Here is a 19,082-nt window from a genome sequence, read left to right as displayed (position 1 = left end):
TGGACCAGCCCAGTATGGGGTGGCAGACTTAGCGCAGTCATAGGCCTGGGCCGCGTAGCCGTTCCCGGCGCAACCTGCCCGACAAAAATGCGGCTTCGCGCCCGAAGGAAAAAAGCGTGGAAGCCTCCTCGCGGATCCGCGCTCCATTTTGGATTTGCGTCAAAACTGGCACGGGCCAGTCTCAAGTTGCATTAATAATGATTTTCGCTATGCGGGCGTGGTGCGAAGCGGGAATCGGCGGGGCGAGCGGAAATATCTCGGCCAAGCCGGAAATGGCGGCCAGCGCAGGGGCTCCGGTAACGAATTTGAATGGCCGGCTATCCCGTCATTTGAATGCGGGAGCTTCCGTGCGCGTGTCGTTTTTCCCGCAGGCCCAGTCCGGTCAGGCGTTCATGGGATGCGTGGGCGGGCAAGCCCTGAAGGGAGGGCTGCGCGGGTTGAAAGAAAGGACTAATTTTTAGAATAAATGTCGCGCTGAAAAAAAACCAGATCCGGAAAATAATTGGCAGAATATGGTTTGATCGAAGCCTCGCGGAATATTCATGAGCAAACCCAGATTTGCATCGATCAGGGCATGTCGTGCCTGGCGGAAACATTGGCGGCCGTTCTTGCTCGGCATGCTTATTGCCTTCACGGTCACGGTGTCTGTCGTCCTGTATATATATGGTTCTGAACACTCGGAGCGGGCAGGCCTCGCGATAGGAGGAACGTTGGCCGGAATGCTGATAATCGCCATTTTTGTCTGTCGGCGTTGATTTTTAATATGGGACGTCCAGGCCATGCGCGTCTTGCCCTGCGATGGCGTTGGCCCCATCGCAGGTGGCCTGCCGCGACAATTCAGGAAAGCGCCGCGGTGTTCAGCCGTGCCGCCAGTTGCCGGGCCTGGCCCGCGGCCAGGCGCGCGTTGACCTCCATGGACGTGGTCCAGAAATAAGTGCCCGCCGCCAGGCTGCCGAGCACGGAAACGGCGTCGACGCGCCGGCCCTGCGCGTCCAGCAGGCAACCCGTGTCGAAATCCAGATCGAACCCGCCCAGTCCATGCGCGCGGGCGACGCCGTCCCGGCACAGTTGCCTGACCAGGGGATCCGCCGTGCTCGCCACATCGAGCGAAAAGCTGGTGGCGTTGATGATCCAGCGGGCGCGCAGCTCGCCGGAGCCGGCCTGGATGGCGAAGCCGTTGCGCGCCGGCTCGAAGCTGGCTTCGCGAAATCCGCCATGCACATGCAGGCGTCCTTCATGCAGCAGGGTTTGCAGGGTCAGCGCATTGCGCATTGGAAAGGTGGCGCGGCGTGCCATCCATAGCGTTCGCCAGTCGCGGTGGAAACGATTGCGCTCCGCTTCGCCGAGGGCGTGCCAGATGTGTTCGATGCGATCGTTGGTGGCGGCGGCCACGGCCTGCCAGGGGCGCGGGCCGGCCTGGGAGCGCGCGATCTCGGCGTCCAGCGCCTGCGCGGCGGGGCCGGGCTGGCCAAGGATGTCGTTCGGCTCTTCGATGCCGCCTGCCTCGCGCAGTGCGCGGCGCAGGCTGTCGAGCAGGCCATCGAGCGTGACGCGCCCATCGGCCTCGGGCTCCGGCAGCGAGGGCAGCCGCACGCTCCTGTTGTGCGGACTGCGCACCGCCGGCAGCCGGCCGTTGCGCGAGACGCAATGAATGGGGCCGCGATGGCCGCTCGCCTGCAAGGCCGCGATGGCGTCGATGGCGCTCAGGCTGGTGCCGATGATGCAGACCGGGTCGTCCTGGCCGATCTTGCCGGTCATGCCGGCCACGGGATAAGGGCTATTGAAATAGCCGGGCAGGGCGGCAAGGCGCGGGAAGGCGACCGAGGGCAGGTTGCCGTTGCACAGCACCACGCGATCGGCCAGCAGATGCGTGCCGCGTTCGCCCAGGACCGCCGCGCCGCCGGCGTCCTGCGGCCAGACGCCAACGACCCGTTCGGCATGGCGCGTGACGCGGATGCCGCGCTCGGCCGCGCGGGCCAGCGCGGCCTCATATAAATCGCGCAGGTACAGGCCGAAGACCGGACGGGGCACGAAGTCGCCCGGGTCGATGCGCCGCACGCCCATGTCGGCGAGGAAGGCCGGTTCGCGCTGGCGCAGCCAGTCCAGGAAGCTGTCGGGGGCGCTGCATACCGCCGACATGCGGTTGACCGGGATGTTGAGCAGGTTGCTGACCGCGTCGGCTTGATAGGCCGTGCCGGGGCCCACGTCGGCGGCGGGTTCGAATAGCGTGACCGACAGCGGCGCGCCTGCGGGCAGGACGTCGATCAATTGATACAGGAACGACACGGCGACAGAGCCGCCGCCCACGATGGCGATGCGCGCGCGGGATACGGACATGCAGGACTCCTGGGGACGTTAGCGGCGGCGATGCGCGGGCGCGCTGGGACGCCCGCGGCCGGCGATCATTTCTTGGCGGTGCGGGTCACGGAGCGGTGTACCACCGCGGCCCATTTGTCGATCTCGCTGGCGATGACCTTGTCGGTTTCGGCGGGCGTCGTGGGCGTGGCGTTGGCGCCCAGCTTGGCCGCGCCTTCGCGCAATTGCGGCAATGCGCCGGCCTGTTGCATGGCCATCGACATCTTCTCGATGGCCTGGGCGGGCGTGCCGGTGGGCGCCAGCAGCGCGTACGTGGTGGCCACCGTATACCCGGGCACGCCCTGTTCGGCCAGCGTCTTGACATCGGGAAGGGCGGGGGCGCGCGTGTCGGTCGTCACGCCCAGGATGCGGATCTTGCCGCTGGCCAGTTGCGGCAGCAGGGCAGGCAGGGTGTCGATCACCATGTCGATCTGTCCGCCCAGCAGGTCCGTGACCGCGGGGCCGCTGCCGCGATACGGCACGTGCAGGATGTCGGTGCCGGTGATCTGCTTGAACAGTTCACCCGCCATGTGCTGGGAGCTGCCGTTGCCGGCAGAGCCCATGGTGAGTTTGCCGGGACGCGATTTGGCCAGCGCGATCAGGGCTTGCACCGACTTGGCCGGCACGGCGTCATTGACCGCCAGCGCCATGGGCATGGTGATGGCGACGGATACGCCCTTGAAGTCCTTCACGAAGCTGTAGTTCTGCTTTTCCAGCAGCGAGGCGTTGATGGCCAGGCTGCCCAGCGCGCCCATGAGCACCGTGTAGCCGTCGGGCGTGGCCCGCGCCACGGCTTCGGCGCCAACCTCGCCGCCGGCGCCGGCCTTGTTCTCCACGACCACGGTTTGCTTGAGGTAGTCGCCCATCTGCTGCGCATACAGGCGCGCGGCTACGTCGGTGGCGCCTCCGGGCGGGTAGGGCACGATCATCCGGATAGGGCGGTCGGGCCAGTCGGCGGCATGCGCCGCAGGCAGGACGGAGCCGCTGATGGCAGCGGCGAGAAACAACAGTAGGTACTTGCGCATGATGGCTTGTCTCCGATGTTTTTTTCGCCGCTGACCGCGCGGCTTGTTCTGCTTAATTCCTAATATATAGGATTCAAATCCCAAATTAGGCTTAACAAGAATCTCACGCAGTGATATTCTGCGTCAAGCAATGATCGATATCTCAGGGTTTTCTTGGGATTCGAATCACAAGAATCAGGATTAGAAGCGAGACGACATGGATCACAAGCAAGCGTTGGCCGGCGTGCGCGTTATCGAGGTGTGCAACGTGGCCGCCGGCCCCTACTGCGGCATGCTGCTGGCCGATATGGGTGCGGACGTCATCAAGATCGAGCATCCCGAGGGCGGCGATACGCTGCGGGCCTGGCCGCCCCTCAGCGAGGGCTACAGCGAGAACTTCGCCTCGCTCAACCGCAACAAGCGTTCGGTCACGCTCAATCTGAAGGACCCGGCCGACGCCGAGCTCGCGCGGCGCCTCATCGACGAGGCCGATGTGCTGCTCGAGAACAACCGGCCTGGCGTGATGGACCGTCTGGGGTTGGGCTACGAGGCGCTGTCGGCGCGCAATCCACGGCTGGTCTACTGCTCGATCTCGGCCTACGGCCAGACCGGCCCGCGCTCACAGGAAGGCGGCTTCGACCTCACCATCCAGGCCATGAGCGGCATCATGAGCGTCACCGGCGAACCGGGCGGCGCGCCGGTGAAGTGCGGCGTGCCGCTGGCCGATTTCACCGCGGGCCTCTATGCCGCAACCTCGATCACCGCGGCGTTGCGCGTGGCCGAGCGCAGTGGCCGCGGCACGCACCTGGATGTGGCCATGCTGGGAGTCACGCTGGGCATTGCCGCCCTGCAGACCTCCGAGTATTTCGGCAGCGGCAAGGACCCGCAGAAGCTCGGGTCCGCGCATCCGCGCAATGCGCCCTACCAGGCGTTCCGTTGCCGCGACGGCTATTTCGGCATGGCTGCGGGCAACAATGCGCTGTGGCGCTCGGTCTGCGAGATCGTCGGCCACCCCGAACTGGCGGAAGACCCGCGTTACGCCACGACGCCGCTGCGTGCGCGCAACCAGGCCGAATTGCGCGAATTCCTCGAAGCCATCTTCGAGACCCGCGATGGCGATCACTGGCTGCAGCAGTTCCGGGGCCGCGGCGTGCCCTGCGCACCCATCAACAGCTACTCCGAAGTGCTTGCCGATCCGCAGGTCGAGCACATGGAATGGGTGCGGTCATTGGAACTGCCCAATGGCGTGCGTACCCGCACCTTCGGCGCGCCGGTGCGCGTCGGCGGCGCGGCGACGCCCATCCGGATGCGTCCGCCGGGGCTGGGCGAACACACCGACGAAATCCTGGGTGCGCTGCGCGATGCGCGCAAGGAGCCGGCATGAGCCTGGTCGATGTGCGCCATGAAGAGGATTGCAGCCATATCACGCTGCAGCGTCCCGAAAAAATGAATGCCCTGTCCGGCGACCTGGTCGAGGCCTTGATTGCGGCCGTCGATGCCGCCCATGCGCGCGGCAGCCAGGCCATCGTGTTCCAGGGCCAAGGCAGGAACTTCAGCGCCGGCTTCGACTTCGGCGGCTATGACGAACAGAGCGAAGGCGATCTGCTGCTGCGTTTCGTGCGGCTGGAACAGTTGCTGCAGAAAGTGGCGGCGTCGCCCGCGCTGACGCTGGCTCTGGCCCATGGCAGGAATTTCGGCGCGGGCGTCGACCTGTTCGGCGCATGCCGGCTGCGGGTGGCGGCGCCGGATGCGAGCTTCCGCATGCCGGGCCTCAAGTTCGGCTTGGTGCTGGGCACGCGGCGCTTCGCCGCGCTGGTGGGCGCGCGGACGGCGCACGATGTGCTCCTGCATACCCGCGCGTTCTCGGCCGAAGCCGCGCTTGAGATGGGGTTCGCCACCCGCCTGGCGCAGCCGGAGCAATGGGATTCGGTGGCCGCCGCCGCCCTGGCCAGCGCGCGCGAACTCGACGCGGCCACGCGGGCGCGGTTGCACGCCGTGCTAGGCGGCCGCGAGAGCGATACCGACCTGGCCGACCTGGTGCGATCGGCCGCCGCGCCCGGCCTGAAGGACCGCATACGCGCATATCTGAACCCCTAGGCAAGGCAGGCCCGTATCGGGCACCGACGCTGCCAGCGAGCGGCGCGGTCAACTGGAGCGAGACACATGACATCAGGATTCAACCAATCCGGCAAACGGATTTCCCTGGCCGCGCTGGGCGCGATGATTCCAGACGGCGCCTCGGTGGCGCTGGGCGGCAGCTTCCTGCATCGCGGGCCATTTGCGCTGGTGCGCGAATTGATCCGGCAACAACGGCGCGACCTCGAGATCATCAAGCAATCGCCGGGCTACGACATCGACATCCTGTGCCGGGCCGGCGTGGCCACGCGCGCGCGGGCCGGCATCGTGGCGATGGAAGGCAATTTCGGCCTGGCGCCCTGGTACCGCAAGGCCATCGAGCAGGGGCGGCTCGCATTGGAAGAGCACGCCTGCGCCAGCCTCACGGCGGGTTTGCGCGCCGCCGCTTTCGGCGTGCCGTTCATGCCCTGCGGCGGGCTGCACGGCAGCGATCTGCCCGCGCTGAATCAATGGAAGCTGCTCGACGATCCCTATGGCAGCGGAGCCAGCACCTATCTGATCCCGGCCGTGAAGCCGGATTTCGCGGTGCTGCAGGTATCCGAGATCGACCGTCTGGGCAACGCCCGGGTGCACGGCACGGCGCACTGGGATCGCATCATGTCGCGCGCCGCGGGCTCGGTGCTCGTGGTGGCCGAGAAGCTGGTCGAGACCGAGGTGTTCGAAGCGCAGCCCGAGGCCACGCTGTTGCCGTATTTCATGGTCGAGGCGTTCACGGTATTGCCGGGCAGCGCCTGGCCGGGGTCCTGCACGCCGTACTACGACATCGACTACCCCGCCGTCGAGCGCTACATGGATACCGAACGCACGCTGCAGGCGCATATGGCCGAGGCGCCCGAGCTCAAGGAGACTTCGCATGCCTGACACCTTTTCGCCCTTTGCGCACGTGGTGCTGGGGCTGGCCCGCTTCATCCAGCCCAATGAGATCACCTTTAGCGGCGTGAACTCGACCCCGCCGATGCTGGCCTGCCTGCTCGCCAAGCAGGCCTACGATTTCGATTTCATCTACATCAACGTGGCGGGCGGGGTCGACCCAAGGCCCGAATCCATTCCGATTTCCAGTTCGGATCCGCAACTGGCCGCGCATACCGCCTCGATTTTCTCGAACGAGGATTTCTACGACCTCTGCACCCGGGGCCGGATGGACCTTACCTTTCTCGGCGCCGCGCAGATCGACGGAGAAGGGTGCGCCAACAACTCCTGCATCGGCGACTGGCACCAGCCCAAGGTGCGTCTTCCGGGGGGCGGCGGCGGCGCGGTGATGCTGCCTACCGCGCGGCGCGCCTGCACCTGGCGCACCGAGCATTCGCCGCGCACCTTCGTGCAGAAGCTCGACTTCCGCACGTCGTGGGGAGGGTTCCACGGCGTGGTCACGCCGATTGCCATCTTCATCAAGCGCGACGGCCGCCTGGCCTTGCAGTCCTGGCATCCGGAATCGAGCCTGGCCGAGGTGCGCGAGCGCACGGGGTTTGCCTTCGATGCCACGGGGGCGGCGCCGACGCCGCTGCCCACCGAGGCGGAGCGGACGGCCCTGGCGGCGCTCGATCCGCAGGGGATATTCGAACGCGATGCCAACGTGCGGCTGCGCTGAAACGCGGCGGGGAGACAGGCGATGAATGACATTCCAACGCTGCCGCAGACATGGCAGGCGCAATGGCGCGCGCCGGGGCTGAGCGACCGCCCCGCGCTGATCACGGCGCAACGCGAATGGACGTACGCGCAATTGGACGCGGCCGTGCGCGGCGTCGCGGGCGGCCTGCGGCGCGCCGGCGTGCAGGCCGGGGATTTCGTGGCGCTGGCGCTGGAACGCGGACCGGCGCAGGTGATCGCGCTGTTGGGGTGCATTGCCGCGGGCGCCTGTCCCTGCCCGCTGGAACCGCGCATCGCCGCCGAGGAAACCGCGCGCCGGGTGCAGGCGGTGGGCCTGGGCTGGATCGTGCACGACGATGACAACGCCGCGTGCGCGACGGCTTGCGGCCTGCCGGCGGCGCGCATTCTGGCCTGGGATGCTCTGCCGGACGCGGCGCCGTACTGGGCGCCGCACCCGGCGCCCGCCGATGCGGCATTGCTGCTGTTCACGTCGGGCAGCACCGGCAAGCCCAAGGGCGTGCTGCTGTCGCATCGCGGCCTGGCGCGCAACGCGGCGGGCATCCTGGCGCATACCGGGCTAAGGCCGGATGATGTCCTGCTGCACCTGATGCCGCTGCACCATACCAACGCGATCAACAACCAGGTGTTCGCGCCGCTGGCCTGCGGCGCCGCCATTGCCTTGGCCGAGCGCTTTCGCGCCGAGTCACTGCCGCAGGTGCTTTCGCGCTTCAAGCCGACCGTGCTGACCGGCGTGCCCACCATGTATGCGCGCATGCTGGGGCAGACCTTCGCGCCGGATGCGTTCTCGCGGTTGCGCCTGTTGCGCTGTGGCTCGGCGCCCCTCAGCACCACGCTGCATCGCGAGATCGAGGCGTTCACGGGCTGCGAGCTGGTGGTGTCGTATGGACTGTCCGAGGCGACCTGCACCTCGACCATGAACCCGCCGGGCGCTCGCCGTATCGGAACGGTTGGCACCGTGCTGGCGGGGCAGCGGGTGGCCTTGCTGGATACCGCCGGCAAGCCGGTGCCCGCTGGCGGCGAGGGCGAGATCTGCATTGGCGGCGATGCGCTGATGCTCGGCTATCTCGGCCACGAAGGCGATGATCCGGTGCGCGACGGCTGGTTGCACACCGGCGACCTGGGCCGTTTCGACGACGACGGTTATCTCAGCATCACCGGCCGTATCAAGGAAGTGATCATCCGCGGCGGCGAGAATATCTCGCCCAAGCTGATCGAAGAAGTGCTCGTCACGCTGCCGGGCATTGCCGCCTGTTGCGTGGTGGCGCGGCCCGACGCAGATCTGGGCGAAGTGCCGGTGGCGGTGGTGGTGGCCGATGGATCGGCGGCCATGCCCGCCGAGGCGGACATGCGGACGCTGGTACAGGAGCGGCTGGGCCGGATCTATGTGCCGCAGACGGTCTACCACCGTGACGCCCTGCCCGAGAATGCCGTGGGCAAAGTGGACCGCAAAGCGCTGGCCGCCTGGGTGCAGGCGCGGGCGGCCGAGCCCACGCACTGACCCGCGTGGGCGAATCCCTGCGTGGCGTTGCGCGCGCCCCGCGCGTCCCGGTGGCCTTTTCCACCCGGCTCCCGCCGCGCGCTCCGGGGCTGCAGGCCTGCAATCAGGCCGCGCCGGCCGCCGCCGTGCGCGGCAGCGCCACGCGGAAACGCGTGACGTCGTCGCGCGATTCGGCGCTGATGCGGCCGCCATGCGCCTGTGCCACCTGCTGCGCGATGAACAGGCCCAGCCCCAGGCCGCGGTGGCCGCCGGTGCGCCGGGCGCCGCTGCGGAAGGGGTCGAACAGCCGCGGTAGCAGCTCGGGCGGGATGTTGCCGCCATTGCTGACGGTGATGACGACCTGGCCGGCCGCCTCGCCGTCGACCTCGACCCGCACCGGGACGTCTCGGCTGCCGTGGTGCAAGGCGTTGCCCAGCAGGTTGGCGAGCACCTGCGCGATACGCTCGCCATCCCAGGCGCCGGCGGTGTCGCCGCGATAGGCGGCCTCGATCCGGCGATCGGCAAAGCCGGTGCGGATTTCATCCAGGGTGCGCTCGACCAGCGTCTGCATGCAGGTGTTTGCCGGGGCTAGCGTCAATCCGCCCGCCTGGCGGATGCGCGTGACATCGAGCAGATCGGAGATCAGGTTGTTCATGCGTTCGCCGCTTTGCAGGATGCGTTGCGCCAGGCTGGTGACGCGGGCGTCGTCGCTCTGGCGCCGCAGCAGCGCCGCGCCCATGATGACCGCCTGCAGCGGTGTGCGCAGATCGTGGCCAAGCACCGCCATGAACAGGTCATTGACCCGCAGGGCCTCGGTGCGCGCGTCCAGCTCCCGCGCCAGCGCGTGGCGGCGCTCATGCAATTCGAAAAAGACATTGGCCTTGCTGCGCAGCATGTAGGGATCGACCGGCTTGTACAGGAAGTCGACCGCGCCGCTTTCGTAGCCGCGGAATTGCCAGTTCTGCTCGCGCGAGCCGGCGGTGATGAAAATCAGGGGGATGTGGCGGGTGCGTTCGCTGCCGCGGATCAGTTCGGCCAGTTCGAAGCCGTTCATGTCGGGCATCTGCACGTCGAGCAGCGCCAGGGCCACGTCCGGATGGTTCAGCAGCAGTTCCAGGGCCTGCGGCCCGGACTGGGCCTTCAGTACCTCGACGCGGTCGCTGGCCAGCAATGCTTCCAGCGCGACCAGGTTCTCGGGTACGTCGTCGACCAGCAGGCACTTGATACGGTTGTCAGGTGTTTGGGCGGGTGTCGATATCATGGTGGCAGCGTAGAGGGAATCAGGGCGTGGCTTGCGCGGGCAAGCGCGCCAGAAGGGTGGCGATGGCGGCGGGCGGCAGCACGTGGGCGGTGTCGACGAGGGCCAGCGCGGCGTCGGGCATGGCGCGCATGGCGGCGGAGTCCGGCGCCTGCACCACCGCCTGGCCACCGGCGGCGTGGATCGCCGCCAGGCCCTGGGCGCCGTCCTCGTTGGCGCCGGACAGCAGAATGCCCAGCAGCCCGGCGCCGTAGCAATCGGCGGCGGATTGGAACAGCACGTCTATCGACGGCCGCGAGAAATGCACCAGCGGCCCGATCGATAGCGCCAGGCGTGGGCCGCGGTCGACCAGCAGGTGGTAATCCGGCGGGGCGAAGTAGAGATGCCCGGGCAGTATCGGCTGCTGGTCTTCGGCCTCGCGCACGGGCAGCGCGCAGCGGTCGCGGAAGATCTCGACCAGCAGGCTGCGGCGATCGCGCGGCAGGTGCAGCAGCACGATCACCGCCGCGCGCAGGCCGGCGGGCAGGGCGGGCAGCAGCAGATTCAAAACCTCGATGGCGCCGGACGAACCGCCGATGACGATCGCGTCCCTAGCGGCGGCGGGCGTCGGGGCTGCGCGGGGCGTCGCAGGGCGGTGGCTCACAGTCCGGCCTTTTTACGGTAGATGCGGTCTTCGAGCACGAAGTCGTCGAAGCTGTCGGCCTGGGCCGTAAAGCGCACCGATTCGCGCGATCCCAGGCCCAGGAAGCCGCGATGGACCAAGGCATCGTGGAACAACCGCAGCGCCCGGTTCTGCAACTCGCGCTCGAAGTAAATCAGCACGTTGCGGCACGACACCAGGTGCACTTCGGCGAATACGCTGTCGGTGGCCAGGCTGTGATCGGAGAAGACCATGTGCGCGCGCAGCGCCTTGTCGAAGACCACGCGGCCGTAGCGCGCGGTGTAGTAGTCGGACAGCGAGCTGCGGCCGCCAGCCTGGGCATGGTTGCGGGTGAAGGCCGCCACCCGTTCCAGGTCGAACACGCCCTGCTCGGCCGCGCGCAGCGCGTGCGGATTGATGTCGGTCGCATAGATCAAGGCGCGGTCCAGCAAGCCTTCCTCGCGCAACAGGATGGCCAGTGAATAGACCTCTTCGCCAGTGCTGCAGCCGGCCACCCACACCTTGATGGAGGGGTAGGTGCGCAGGATCGGCACCACTTCGTTGCGCAGCGCCAGGAAGTAGCCGGGATCGCGGAACATGTCGCTGACCTGCACCGTCAGGAATTGCAGCAGCTCGGTGAACACCGGCGGTTCGTGCAGCACGCGGTCCTGCAGCAGGGACAGGGTCTTGCAGTCGAAATGGGCCAGTGCGCTTTGCAGGCGCCGCTTGAGGGAGGCCTGCGCATACGCGCGGAAGTCGTAGTGATAGTGATGGTAGATCGCGTCGAGCAGCAAGCGCTGCTCGATATCCTCGGTGGGCGTCTTGTTCGGCTGAGGCATGTCACTTGCCCATCCAGACGCGCACCAGCGACAACAGGCGTTCGACATCCAGCGGCTTGGCGATGTAGTCGTTGGCGCCGGCGGCCAGGCATTTTTCCTGGTCGTCCTTCATGGCCTTGGCGGTCAGGGCGATGATGGGCAGGCGGCGCCATTCGGGCCGGGCGCGGATCTCGCGCATGGCGGTGTAGCCGTCCATCTCGGGCATCATGATGTCCATCAGCACCAGATCGATGGCCGGCCGGCCATCGCCGCCGGCGCGGTCCAGCGCTTCGAGCGCTTCGCGGCCGTTGCGCGCGATCTCCACCCGCAGGCCGGTCGGCTCCAGGATGCTGGACAACGCGAACACGTTACGCACGTCGTCCTCGACCACCAGCACGGTGCGGCCCTCGAGCGCGCTGTCGCGGCTGCGGGCCAGTTCCAGCATCTGGCGCTGCTGCGGCGGCAGGTCGGCCTCGACCTGGTGCAGGAACAGCGTGACTTCGTCGAGCAGGCGTTCGGGCGAGCGCGCGTCCTTGATGATGATGGCCTTGGAGAAACGGCGCAGTTGCTGTTCCTCGTCGCGCGACAGCGCCCGGCCGGTGTAGACGATGACGGGCGGGAACGACACGCTCTCCTGTTCGGCCATGGCGCGCAGCAGCTCGTGGCCGCTGATGTCGGGCAGGTTCAGGTCCATGACGACACAATCGAAGGTGGTGTTGCGCAGCAGTTCCAGCGCGGCGTGCGCGGTAGCGGCCGGAACGATCTGCACGTCGTCGCGCGCCAGCAGTTCCCGCACGCTGTCGCGCTGGCGTTCGTCGTCCTCGACCACCAGCACGCGCCGCGCGTCCTGGGTGAATTTGGCTTCCAGGCGCTGCAGGGCCTGCACCAGCTCCTCGCGCTTGACCGGCTTGAGGGCATAGCCGACCGCGCCGCGGCCCATTGCTTCCTGGGCGTAGTCGGCGACCGAGACGATATGGACCGGAATGTGGCGGGTGTGCGGATTGCGCTTGAGCTGGTCCAGCACGCCAAGCCCGGAGAAGTCGGGCAGGTTGATGTCGAGCACGATGGCATCGGGCCGGCGCCGAGCCGCCAGCGCCAGGCCGTCGGTGGCGGTGTGCGCCGCCAGGCAGCCGAAGCCCATTTCGCGCGCCAGGTCGCCAAGGATCGCGGCAAAGCGCTCGTCGTCTTCGATCACGAGCAGGGTGCGGCCGTCACCTCGCTGCGGTTCGGCCTCAGCCTCGGCTTGAGCCTCGGACTCGGGCTCGAGCGCGAGGGGCGCGGCGGCAGGCACCGGCGCGTAGGCCGGCGGCAGCGCCGCGCGCGCGGCCGGCCCGGCTTCCAGGCGCAGCGGCAGCAGCAGCGTGAAGACGCTGCCTTGCCCCGGCGTGCTGACCAGCGACAGGGTGCCGCCCAGCAGCTTGGCCAGGTCGCGCGAGATCGACAGGCCCAGGCCGGTGCCGCCATGCTTGCGGTGGGTGCTGCCGTCGGCCTGGCGGAAGGCTTCGAAGATCAGCTCCTGCTGCTCGGCCGCCACGCCGATGCCGGTGTCCTGCACCGCGAATGACAGCATGTTGCGCGGCGCGCGCGCCACCTTGAGGGTGACGCTGCCGCGTTCGGTGAACTTGAGGGCGTTCGACAACAGGTTCTTGATCACCTGGCCGAGGCGCTGCGGATCGGTGTGCAGCGAGGCCGGCGCGTCGGCGGCGATATCCAGGTCCAGCGCCAGCCGCTTTTCCTGGGCGATCGGGCGCAGCGGATCGAGCAGGCGTTGCAGCGTGGGGACGATGGCGACCTCTTCGACTTCCACGGTGGCCTGGCCGGCCTCGATCTTGGCCAGGTCGAGAATGTCGTTGATCAGCGCCAGCAGGTCGCTGCCGGCCGCGTGGATGGTCTGCGCGTACTTGACTTGTTCCGGGCTCAGGTTGCCTGGCTTGTTGTCCGCCAGCAGCTTGGCCAGGATCAGGGTGGAATTGAGCGGCGTGCGCAGTTCGTGGCTCATGTTGGCCAGGAATTCGCTCTTGTACTGGCTGGCCTGGCTCAACAGGCGCGCCTTGTCGGTCAGCGCGCCCTGCACCCGCAGCAGTTGCTCGGTCTGCGATTCCAGGCTGGCATTGGCCTGCTGCAGCTCGGTCTGCTGTACCTCCATGCGCGCCTGCGATTCCTGCAGGATGCGGCTTTGCTGTTCCAGCTCTTCGTTGCTGACGCGCAGTTCTTCCTGCTGGGTCTGGAGCTCTTCGGACTGGCGCTGGGTTTCCGCCAGCAGCGACTCCAGGCGGGTGCGGTCCAGTCCGGCGCGGATCGCCGAGGCCAGCATTTCGGAAGCGCCTTCGAGCAGGCTGCGCTCGCTCTGGCCCACCGGGTGATTGAAACCCAGTTCGATTACGGCATACACCCGCTCGTTCTGCATGGCGGGCGCCAGCACCAGTTCGGCCGGGTTGGAGCGCCCGGTGGCCGAGGATATCTCGAAGTGGCCGGCAGGTACGTCGCGCAGGTGCAGCAGCCGGCGCGAGCTGGCGGCCTGTCCGACCAGCCCTTCGGCGGGGGATATCTTCTGCGCCAGCCGCTCGGGCGGCAGGGCATAGCCGCCGAACAGTTCCAGTTCATGGCCGCCGTTGACGACGTAGCCGGCGCCCACGCTGGCGTTGAGGTACTGCGCCAGGTATTCCAGCGCGCGCTTGCCGATCTCGTCCAGGCGGTGATCGCCGCGCAGGCGCAGGCTCAGCCCCGACAGCCCGGTGGTGATCCAGGCCTGGCGCGCCTTGGCGCGGTACTCGCGGATGGTCATGGCGGCCGAGGCGAGAATCAGCGCCAGCAGCAGCAGCGAGCCGCCCCAGGAGTAATAGGTCGAGGTGGCGGAGGCCGTGACCCATGCCTCGCGCTGCTCTTGAACCAGCGACAATTGGCGCGTGTACAGGTCGGCGACCAGGTCGCGCAGCCGGTCCATCGCGTCCTTGCCCGCGTCGGTCCGCACCACGGCCATCGCGCCTTCGACATCGCCGGCCTTGCGCATGTCGATGGTGGTTCGCAGTTCGGCCAGCTTCTGCTGCGTGATGCCGGCGATGTCGTTGGCGATGCGGCGTTGCGTGGCATCGGTGGCGGTGGCCGCCTGGACCACCGCCAGGCGCTGTTCGATCAGCGGCACCGAGCGCACATAGGGCTGCAGGTAGTTCGGATCGCCCGTCAGCAGGTAGCCGCGCTGGCCGATTTCGGCGTCCTTGAGGGCCGAGTTGAACAGGCTCAACTGGCGCAGGGTCTCGGTCGAGCTGTCCATGGCCTGGACCGCTTTGGTACGGGTGTCGGCCGAGCGCACGTTGACGAAGGCGATAATCAGCGTGGCCAGCGCGGCCGTCACGAAACCGATGATCAGGGTGCGTGGAACGGCATGGCGGCTGGCGGGTTGCGGCGTGTGCGGCATAGGAACGGGTGGGCGGGGCAAGGGAAGGGACGACTATACAGGGGTCCGGGGCGCTGGTTGCGTCCAGATACAATTGCTTCCCCCTCGAAGGGCGCGCATGTCCTAGGATGCGGCCTTCCCCGCTGGCCAATCCGCCCGCGCGCCGCCTTCCATGCCGCGCGCGGGCCAGAACAATCATGACGAAAATCCTTTTGGTCGACGACCAGCCCGCGTTGGTCGCTCTGATGAGCGAGTTCCTGAGTAGCGAAGGCTACGAGGTCACGACGCATACCGATGGCCTGACGGCCTTGCGGCAGATGCTGGAATTACGGCCGGACCTGGTCATCACCGACTTTTCCATGCCTGGCATGGATGGCGGCGCGCTGTTGACCGCCATGCGTGAAAACGCCTATCTGAACGACACCCCGGTCCTGGTGCTCAGCGGCCGGCCCGAATCCGAGATCGGCCCGGCCTGCGCCGGACGCGCCACCCTGTTGCGCAAGCCTGCAGAACCGGATGCGGTGCTGCAGGCCGTGCGGCGCCTGGCGCCGGCTACGCCACGGCCCGCGCCCGCGCGCCTGGCCGATGGCCTTGTCGCGGCGGCCCCGGCATTGACGACCGGCTGGTAGCCGGACCGGGGCGCGGTTGGGACTGCGCGCGCCAGGCGTGCCGGCGATGCGGGCATCGCGGGGGCGCGCCGGGCCGGCGGATCATTGCACCTGGGGCGGCGTGGCGGCGCGGGATGCCTGGGTGGGCATGCGTTCCTGTGTCAGGGTGCCAGGCTCGGCAGAGGAAGGACGCACCACGACGGCATTGCGGCTGTCGTTGGCGCCCAGCCTGGGTAGGTCCGCCGGGCGTGCAGCCAGCGTGGCAAAGGGCCCGCCGCCGCTGGCCGGCACACCGTCCAGCGTCAGGTTCGCCGCCCACTGGCCGTCGCGGCGCGACAACACCTGGTAGCGCTGTGGCGCGCCGGCCATACGCGCCACGACATACAGCGTGCCGTCAATCAAATGGATTGCTGGCGGCGACGCCGCCTCGGCCTGCAACCTGTCGGGCTTGCCGTGCTCGACCAGCCAGAGCGGCCCGTCCGCGCGCTCCAGGATCGCCAGGACCACGTTGCCCTGCGCGTCGGCGTCGATCGCCGGGCGGCCGACATAGGGCACGCCCAGGTCGGCGGGTGTGCTCCAGTCCATCTCCAGGTCGGTGGTGTCGCCGGTTTCTTCCAGGCGGGTCAGGTGATTGTTGGCGCGTTGGCGGAAATACAGTTCGACCCGTTGCTCGTGATTGCGGATCGCGGCCAGGCCACCGGCGGCCGTGGGCGCCGGCACGGCGCGCCAGGCCTGCCAGTCCGGCCGCTGGCCCGTGGCGGCGGGCAATTGGCGGGTGTAGAACAGTTGGCCGTTCGCCGACGCGAAGACGATGTAGCGGCCATCGCCGCCGCGCACCACGGCGGGCGCGCCCGAGGCGCCGTCCAGCGGCGGCAGGCTTTGCCATGACCCCCAACTACCATCGATGCCGGACGGCGAGATCCAGTGCAGCAGGCCGTCGTAGCCCAGCGCCACGGCGGCGGCCTCGCCGCGCGGCGCCACCGCGGGTATCTGGATGACGCGGATGCCGGCCAACGCCTGCCAACCCTGCCAGGTGCCGTCTTGGCGCTGTTTGTTGGCCCACACGCCGCCCAGCGGGTCGCGCGCCATCAGGCCGGCGGTGCCGTCGGCGTGGCCGAACGTGACCAGGGGGCCGCCGGTACGGCCGCCCAGGCTTTGCCAGCGGCGCTGGCCGGCATCCCAGCGATTGGCGGCGGCGTTGGTCTCGCCCGCCGCGAATACCACCAGGCCATCGCGCTTGTCGGGATAGATCTGCGGCGGCATGTCGCGGCGCGAGACGTAATAGGCGCGCTGCACCCAGGCGGCCGCGGGACCCGCGGGCTCCTTGCAGCCGGTGGGGCCGGCGCAATAGTGGTAGTCGTTCCAGGCATAGTGCTGGAAGATCACCGATTTGCTGGCGATTTCGTTTTCGGCGAGATTGCTGGCGCGTTCCTGGCTGGGATAGTCGATATAGCCGGTTTCGGCATAGTTGCCCGGCGCGCGCAGCATGGCCGCGCGCACCAGCCGCGCGCTGGCGATGTGGTCGGGATGGCCGTGCCCGGCACAGCGCCAGCACAATTGCGTGTATGGCACGCTGATGGTGTCGTCCAGGTGGCGCACGGTGGTCGGCTGGTACTGGCGGATCAGTTCGGCCAGGGTGTCGACCAGTTGTTCGCGCGAGTACACCTCGGGGTAGGGGCCGAGCGTGTCCACGCTCTGCCCGGGTTCGGATTCAGCGCGGCTCAGCGGCGTGAGGCTGCCCCAGCCCTTGCCCAGCCACGGGTCCTTCAGGCGCAGATGCCACAGTTGCACGCGCGGATTGCCGGACAGGCTGAAACGCGCGATCCGGCGCGGGCCGGCGTGGCCGACGCCTTCCTGCCAGAGATCGGGTTGGCCCGCCATGTAGGCATAGGCCGCGCGCACGCCGCGTTCGCGGCCCAGCATGTAGGTGTCGCCTTCGCCCGCATCGCTGGCGGTCAGGTAGACCACCCGCACGCAGCCGCCGGCCGTAATGTTGGAGGCGATGTCCGGGTTCATGAACAGCAGGTCGTCATCCAGGTGGGCGACGAAGGCGAGATCCTTGATGCCATTGCATTGCGCCAGGGTGGGGGGCGCGGCGAGGGCGGGGCAGGCCAGGCAGGCAAGAAACAGCGTCTGCCCGAGACGGGCGAGCAAGGTCGTGGGAATCCGCGTCAAGGGGCGCCGCTCCTGAGGCATGGTCGTGAAACTGACGGTTGCGCGCATCTTATCAAGCCGTGCCCGGGCGAGGGGAAGCAGGATTGTTCCGTTTGACAGAAAACCAACCAACTAGTAGATTGGCTGATATTGCGCTCGCCTGAGCTCTCGCGCCTCTTTCCGTTGATCAACATGCCTGCACCGATAAGCCTGGAACTGTCTGCCCGCGCCCTGGAAATCGTCGAACAGACGAAGCTGCTGCTCGCCGCCGGCGGCTATCACGGCTTCAGCTATGCCGATGTGTCCGAACGGGTGCACATTGGCAAGGCCAGTATCCACCATCATTTCCCGGCCAAGGCCGACCTGGTGCTGACGGTGGTCGGGCAGCACCGCGCGCAGGCCCGGGCCGGGCTGGCGGCACTGGACCAGCATGTCGCGGACCCGCTGGCGCGGCTGATCGCCTACACCGATTACTGGGCCAAATGCATACGCGACGGCACCGCGCCCATCTGCATCTGCGCCATGCTGGCTGCCGAGTTGCCCACGATCCCGCCGGCCGTTGCCGACGAAGTGCGGGCCTATTTCGGCGAATTGAGTACCTGGCTGGCGCTGGTGCTCGAACGCGGCGCCGCGACCGGGCAATTGCAGTTGCATGGCGGTGCCCGCGCCGAAGCGCAGGCCCTCATGTCCACCGTGCATGGCGCGATGCTGACCGCGCGGGCGTTCGGCGATCCCGACATGTTTGCCTCGATTGCGCGCGCCGCCATCGCGCGCCTGGCCGCGCCGGCTTGAACGCGCGGTGGCGCATCCCGTCTGGGTGCGCCCTTTTTTTTAATCCAAAAACCAACCGACTAGTTGGTTGATTTTTGCGCTGCGGTCGGTGCCGCTGCCTGGTCTGCCGTTGCCCGAGCTGTTTCCCCCTGTCTGGTCTATTTCCAAGGAGTTTCACCATGCCTCATCCCATTTCCGCCCTGGGCGCGGCACATACCCTCATCAGCCTGGTGCCCGCCTTCTCCGGGCTCTACTGTTTTGTCCGTTATCGCGGCATCGACAGTGCCACGCTCGCCGGCAAGGTCTACCTGGGCGGGCTGCTGGTGGCCGTGCTGACTTCGTTCGGCCTGTCCAGCACCGGCGGTTTCAACGCCGGGCATGCGCTCGGCATCCTGGCACTGCTGTCGGTGGCGGGGGCGTTGCTGGTGGCGCGGCTGCCGGGGTTGCCCCGGGCGCGCGCGCATCTGGCGCAACTGGGGTTTTCGTTCAGTTTTTTCCTGATGTGGATTCCGGGCATCGCTGAAACGCTGACGCGGCTGCCGCTCTCGCATCCGTTCGCCGAGGGGCCGCAATCGCCGGTGCTGCGGGGCGCACTGGTGGCGTGGCTGGCGCTGTTCGTGCTGGGCGCCGCCGCGCAGCAATGGGCGATCCGCGCGCGGCGCGCGGTGCGGGGCCGGGCATGAGCCACCGTGCCCTGGAGCCGCTCGATGCGGCGCGCATCGGCGATACGCGCGATCCCTACCGCGCCGAGCGCCTGCGCGCACAGATGCAGGCGGCGCGGGTGGTGCCCGCCCGCCATGCCACGTTCGCGCGCCTGCAAGCCAGCGTGGGCCGGCCAGAACCGGCGCCGATTCTGGCC

At 68.0% G+C, this 19,082-nt stretch carries 16 protein-coding genes and 1 pseudogene; 10 read left to right on the top strand and 7 right to left on the bottom strand.

Features of this window, described 5'->3' with window-relative positions; genetic code table 11:
- Positions 1 to 116: 116 nt before the first annotated feature.
- Positions 117 to 461: a hypothetical protein gene (locus AC6LKG_RS16745; RefSeq protein ID WP_498166053.1), complete on the top strand. Its 345-nt coding sequence runs from the start codon at positions 117 to 119 to the stop codon at positions 459 to 461.
- A gap of 376 nt (positions 462 to 837) precedes the next feature.
- On the opposite strand, the gene AC6LKG_RS16740 is transcribed toward AC6LKG_RS16745, so the two are convergent.
- Positions 838 to 2,337 carry an FAD/NAD(P)-binding protein gene (locus AC6LKG_RS16740; protein ID WP_498166051.1) on the bottom strand — a complete coding sequence of 500 codons (1,500 nt, stop codon included), beginning with the start codon at positions 2,335 to 2,337 and terminating at the stop codon, positions 838 to 840.
- Positions 2,338 to 2,402: 65 nt separating this feature from the next.
- A complete protein-coding gene (locus AC6LKG_RS16735) occupies positions 2,403 to 3,380 on the bottom strand; it encodes a Bug family tripartite tricarboxylate transporter substrate binding protein (RefSeq protein WP_498166050.1) in 978 nt (325 codons plus the stop codon).
- Between the two features lie 196 nt (positions 3,381 to 3,576).
- On the opposite strand from AC6LKG_RS16735, the gene AC6LKG_RS16730 reads away from it, so the two are divergent.
- The 5 genes from AC6LKG_RS16730 to AC6LKG_RS16710 all read left to right on the top strand — a co-directional run bounded on the left by AC6LKG_RS16730 (position 3,577) and on the right by AC6LKG_RS16710 (position 8,601).
- Positions 3,577 to 4,743 carry a CaiB/BaiF CoA transferase family protein gene (locus tag AC6LKG_RS16730; RefSeq protein WP_498166048.1) on the top strand — a complete coding sequence of 389 codons (1,167 nt, stop codon included), beginning with the start codon at positions 3,577 to 3,579 and terminating at the stop codon, positions 4,741 to 4,743.
- Positions 4,740 to 5,456: an enoyl-CoA hydratase/isomerase family protein gene (locus tag AC6LKG_RS16725; RefSeq protein WP_498166046.1), complete on the top strand. Its 717-nt coding sequence runs from the start codon at positions 4,740 to 4,742 to the stop codon at positions 5,454 to 5,456. The genes AC6LKG_RS16730 and AC6LKG_RS16725 overlap by 4 nt, the downstream gene beginning before the upstream one ends.
- Before the next feature lie 66 nt (positions 5,457 to 5,522).
- Positions 5,523 to 6,356, top strand: coding sequence for a CoA transferase subunit A (locus tag AC6LKG_RS16720; protein WP_498166044.1), 834 nt, complete (start codon positions 5,523 to 5,525; stop codon positions 6,354 to 6,356).
- Positions 6,349 to 7,083, top strand: coding sequence for a CoA-transferase subunit beta (locus tag AC6LKG_RS16715; RefSeq protein ID WP_498166042.1), 735 nt, complete (start codon positions 6,349 to 6,351; stop codon positions 7,081 to 7,083). Before AC6LKG_RS16720 ends, AC6LKG_RS16715 begins: the two co-directional genes overlap by 8 nt.
- 21 nt (positions 7,084 to 7,104) lie before the next feature.
- Entirely contained in the window at positions 7,105 to 8,601 is a 1,497-nt protein-coding gene (locus AC6LKG_RS16710) for a class I adenylate-forming enzyme family protein (protein ID WP_498166041.1), read from the top strand.
- A 103-nt stretch (positions 8,602 to 8,704) separates the two neighbouring features.
- On the opposite strand, the gene AC6LKG_RS16705 is transcribed toward AC6LKG_RS16710, so the two are convergent.
- Genes AC6LKG_RS16705 through AC6LKG_RS16690 form a run of 4 tightly spaced genes read right to left on the bottom strand, consistent with a single transcriptional unit; the run spans position 8,705 to position 14,711 of the window.
- Positions 8,705 to 9,841: a hybrid sensor histidine kinase/response regulator gene (locus tag AC6LKG_RS16705; RefSeq protein ID WP_498166039.1), complete on the bottom strand. Its 1,137-nt coding sequence runs from the start codon at positions 9,839 to 9,841 to the stop codon at positions 8,705 to 8,707.
- Between the two features lie 19 nt (positions 9,842 to 9,860).
- A complete protein-coding gene (locus AC6LKG_RS16700; protein ID WP_498166037.1) occupies positions 9,861 to 10,481 on the bottom strand; it encodes a chemotaxis protein CheB in 621 nt (206 codons plus the stop codon).
- Positions 10,478 to 11,317 carry a CheR family methyltransferase gene (locus AC6LKG_RS16695; protein ID WP_498166035.1) on the bottom strand — a complete coding sequence of 280 codons (840 nt, stop codon included), beginning with the start codon at positions 11,315 to 11,317 and terminating at the stop codon, positions 10,478 to 10,480. The genes AC6LKG_RS16700 and AC6LKG_RS16695 overlap by 4 nt, the downstream gene beginning before the upstream one ends.
- Before the next feature lies 1 nt (position 11,318).
- On the bottom strand, positions 11,319 to 14,711 hold the full coding sequence (locus tag AC6LKG_RS16690; protein ID WP_498166033.1) for a response regulator: 3,393 nt from the start codon (positions 14,709 to 14,711) through the stop codon (positions 11,319 to 11,321).
- 176 nt (positions 14,712 to 14,887) lie between these two features.
- On the opposite strand from AC6LKG_RS16690, the gene AC6LKG_RS16685 reads away from it, so the two are divergent.
- A complete protein-coding gene (locus AC6LKG_RS16685; RefSeq protein WP_498166032.1) occupies positions 14,888 to 15,319 on the top strand; it encodes a response regulator in 432 nt (143 codons plus the stop codon).
- An 81-nt stretch (positions 15,320 to 15,400) separates the two neighbouring features.
- Here AC6LKG_RS16685 and AC6LKG_RS16680 read toward each other — a convergent pair whose 3' ends face one another.
- Complete coding sequence (locus AC6LKG_RS16680; RefSeq protein WP_498166030.1) at positions 15,401 to 17,473, bottom strand: DUF8189 domain-containing protein; 2,073 nt, start codon at positions 17,471 to 17,473, stop codon at positions 15,401 to 15,403.
- A gap of 171 nt (positions 17,474 to 17,644) precedes the next feature.
- Here AC6LKG_RS16680 and AC6LKG_RS16675 point away from each other — a divergent pair, with 171 nt between their 5' ends.
- The 3 genes and pseudogenes from AC6LKG_RS16675 to AC6LKG_RS16665 all read left to right on the top strand — a co-directional run.
- Positions 17,645 to 18,244, top strand: coding sequence for a TetR/AcrR family transcriptional regulator (locus AC6LKG_RS16675; protein WP_498166028.1), 600 nt, complete (start codon positions 17,645 to 17,647; stop codon positions 18,242 to 18,244).
- Positions 18,245 to 18,402: 158 nt separating this feature from the next.
- Positions 18,403 to 18,906, top strand: a complete 504-nt coding sequence (locus AC6LKG_RS16670) for a hypothetical protein (protein WP_498166027.1) — start codon at positions 18,403 to 18,405, stop codon at positions 18,904 to 18,906.
- Positions 18,903 to 19,082: pseudogene (locus tag AC6LKG_RS16665) on the top strand (hypothetical protein); the annotation flags it as partial. The gene AC6LKG_RS16670 and the pseudogene AC6LKG_RS16665, both read left to right, overlap by 4 nt.

The sequence above is a fragment of the Achromobacter sp. 46006 genome (assembly GCF_059761975.1).
Note: the sequence above shows the minus strand (reverse complement) of the source record. Positions and strands in the feature narration are given on the sequence as shown.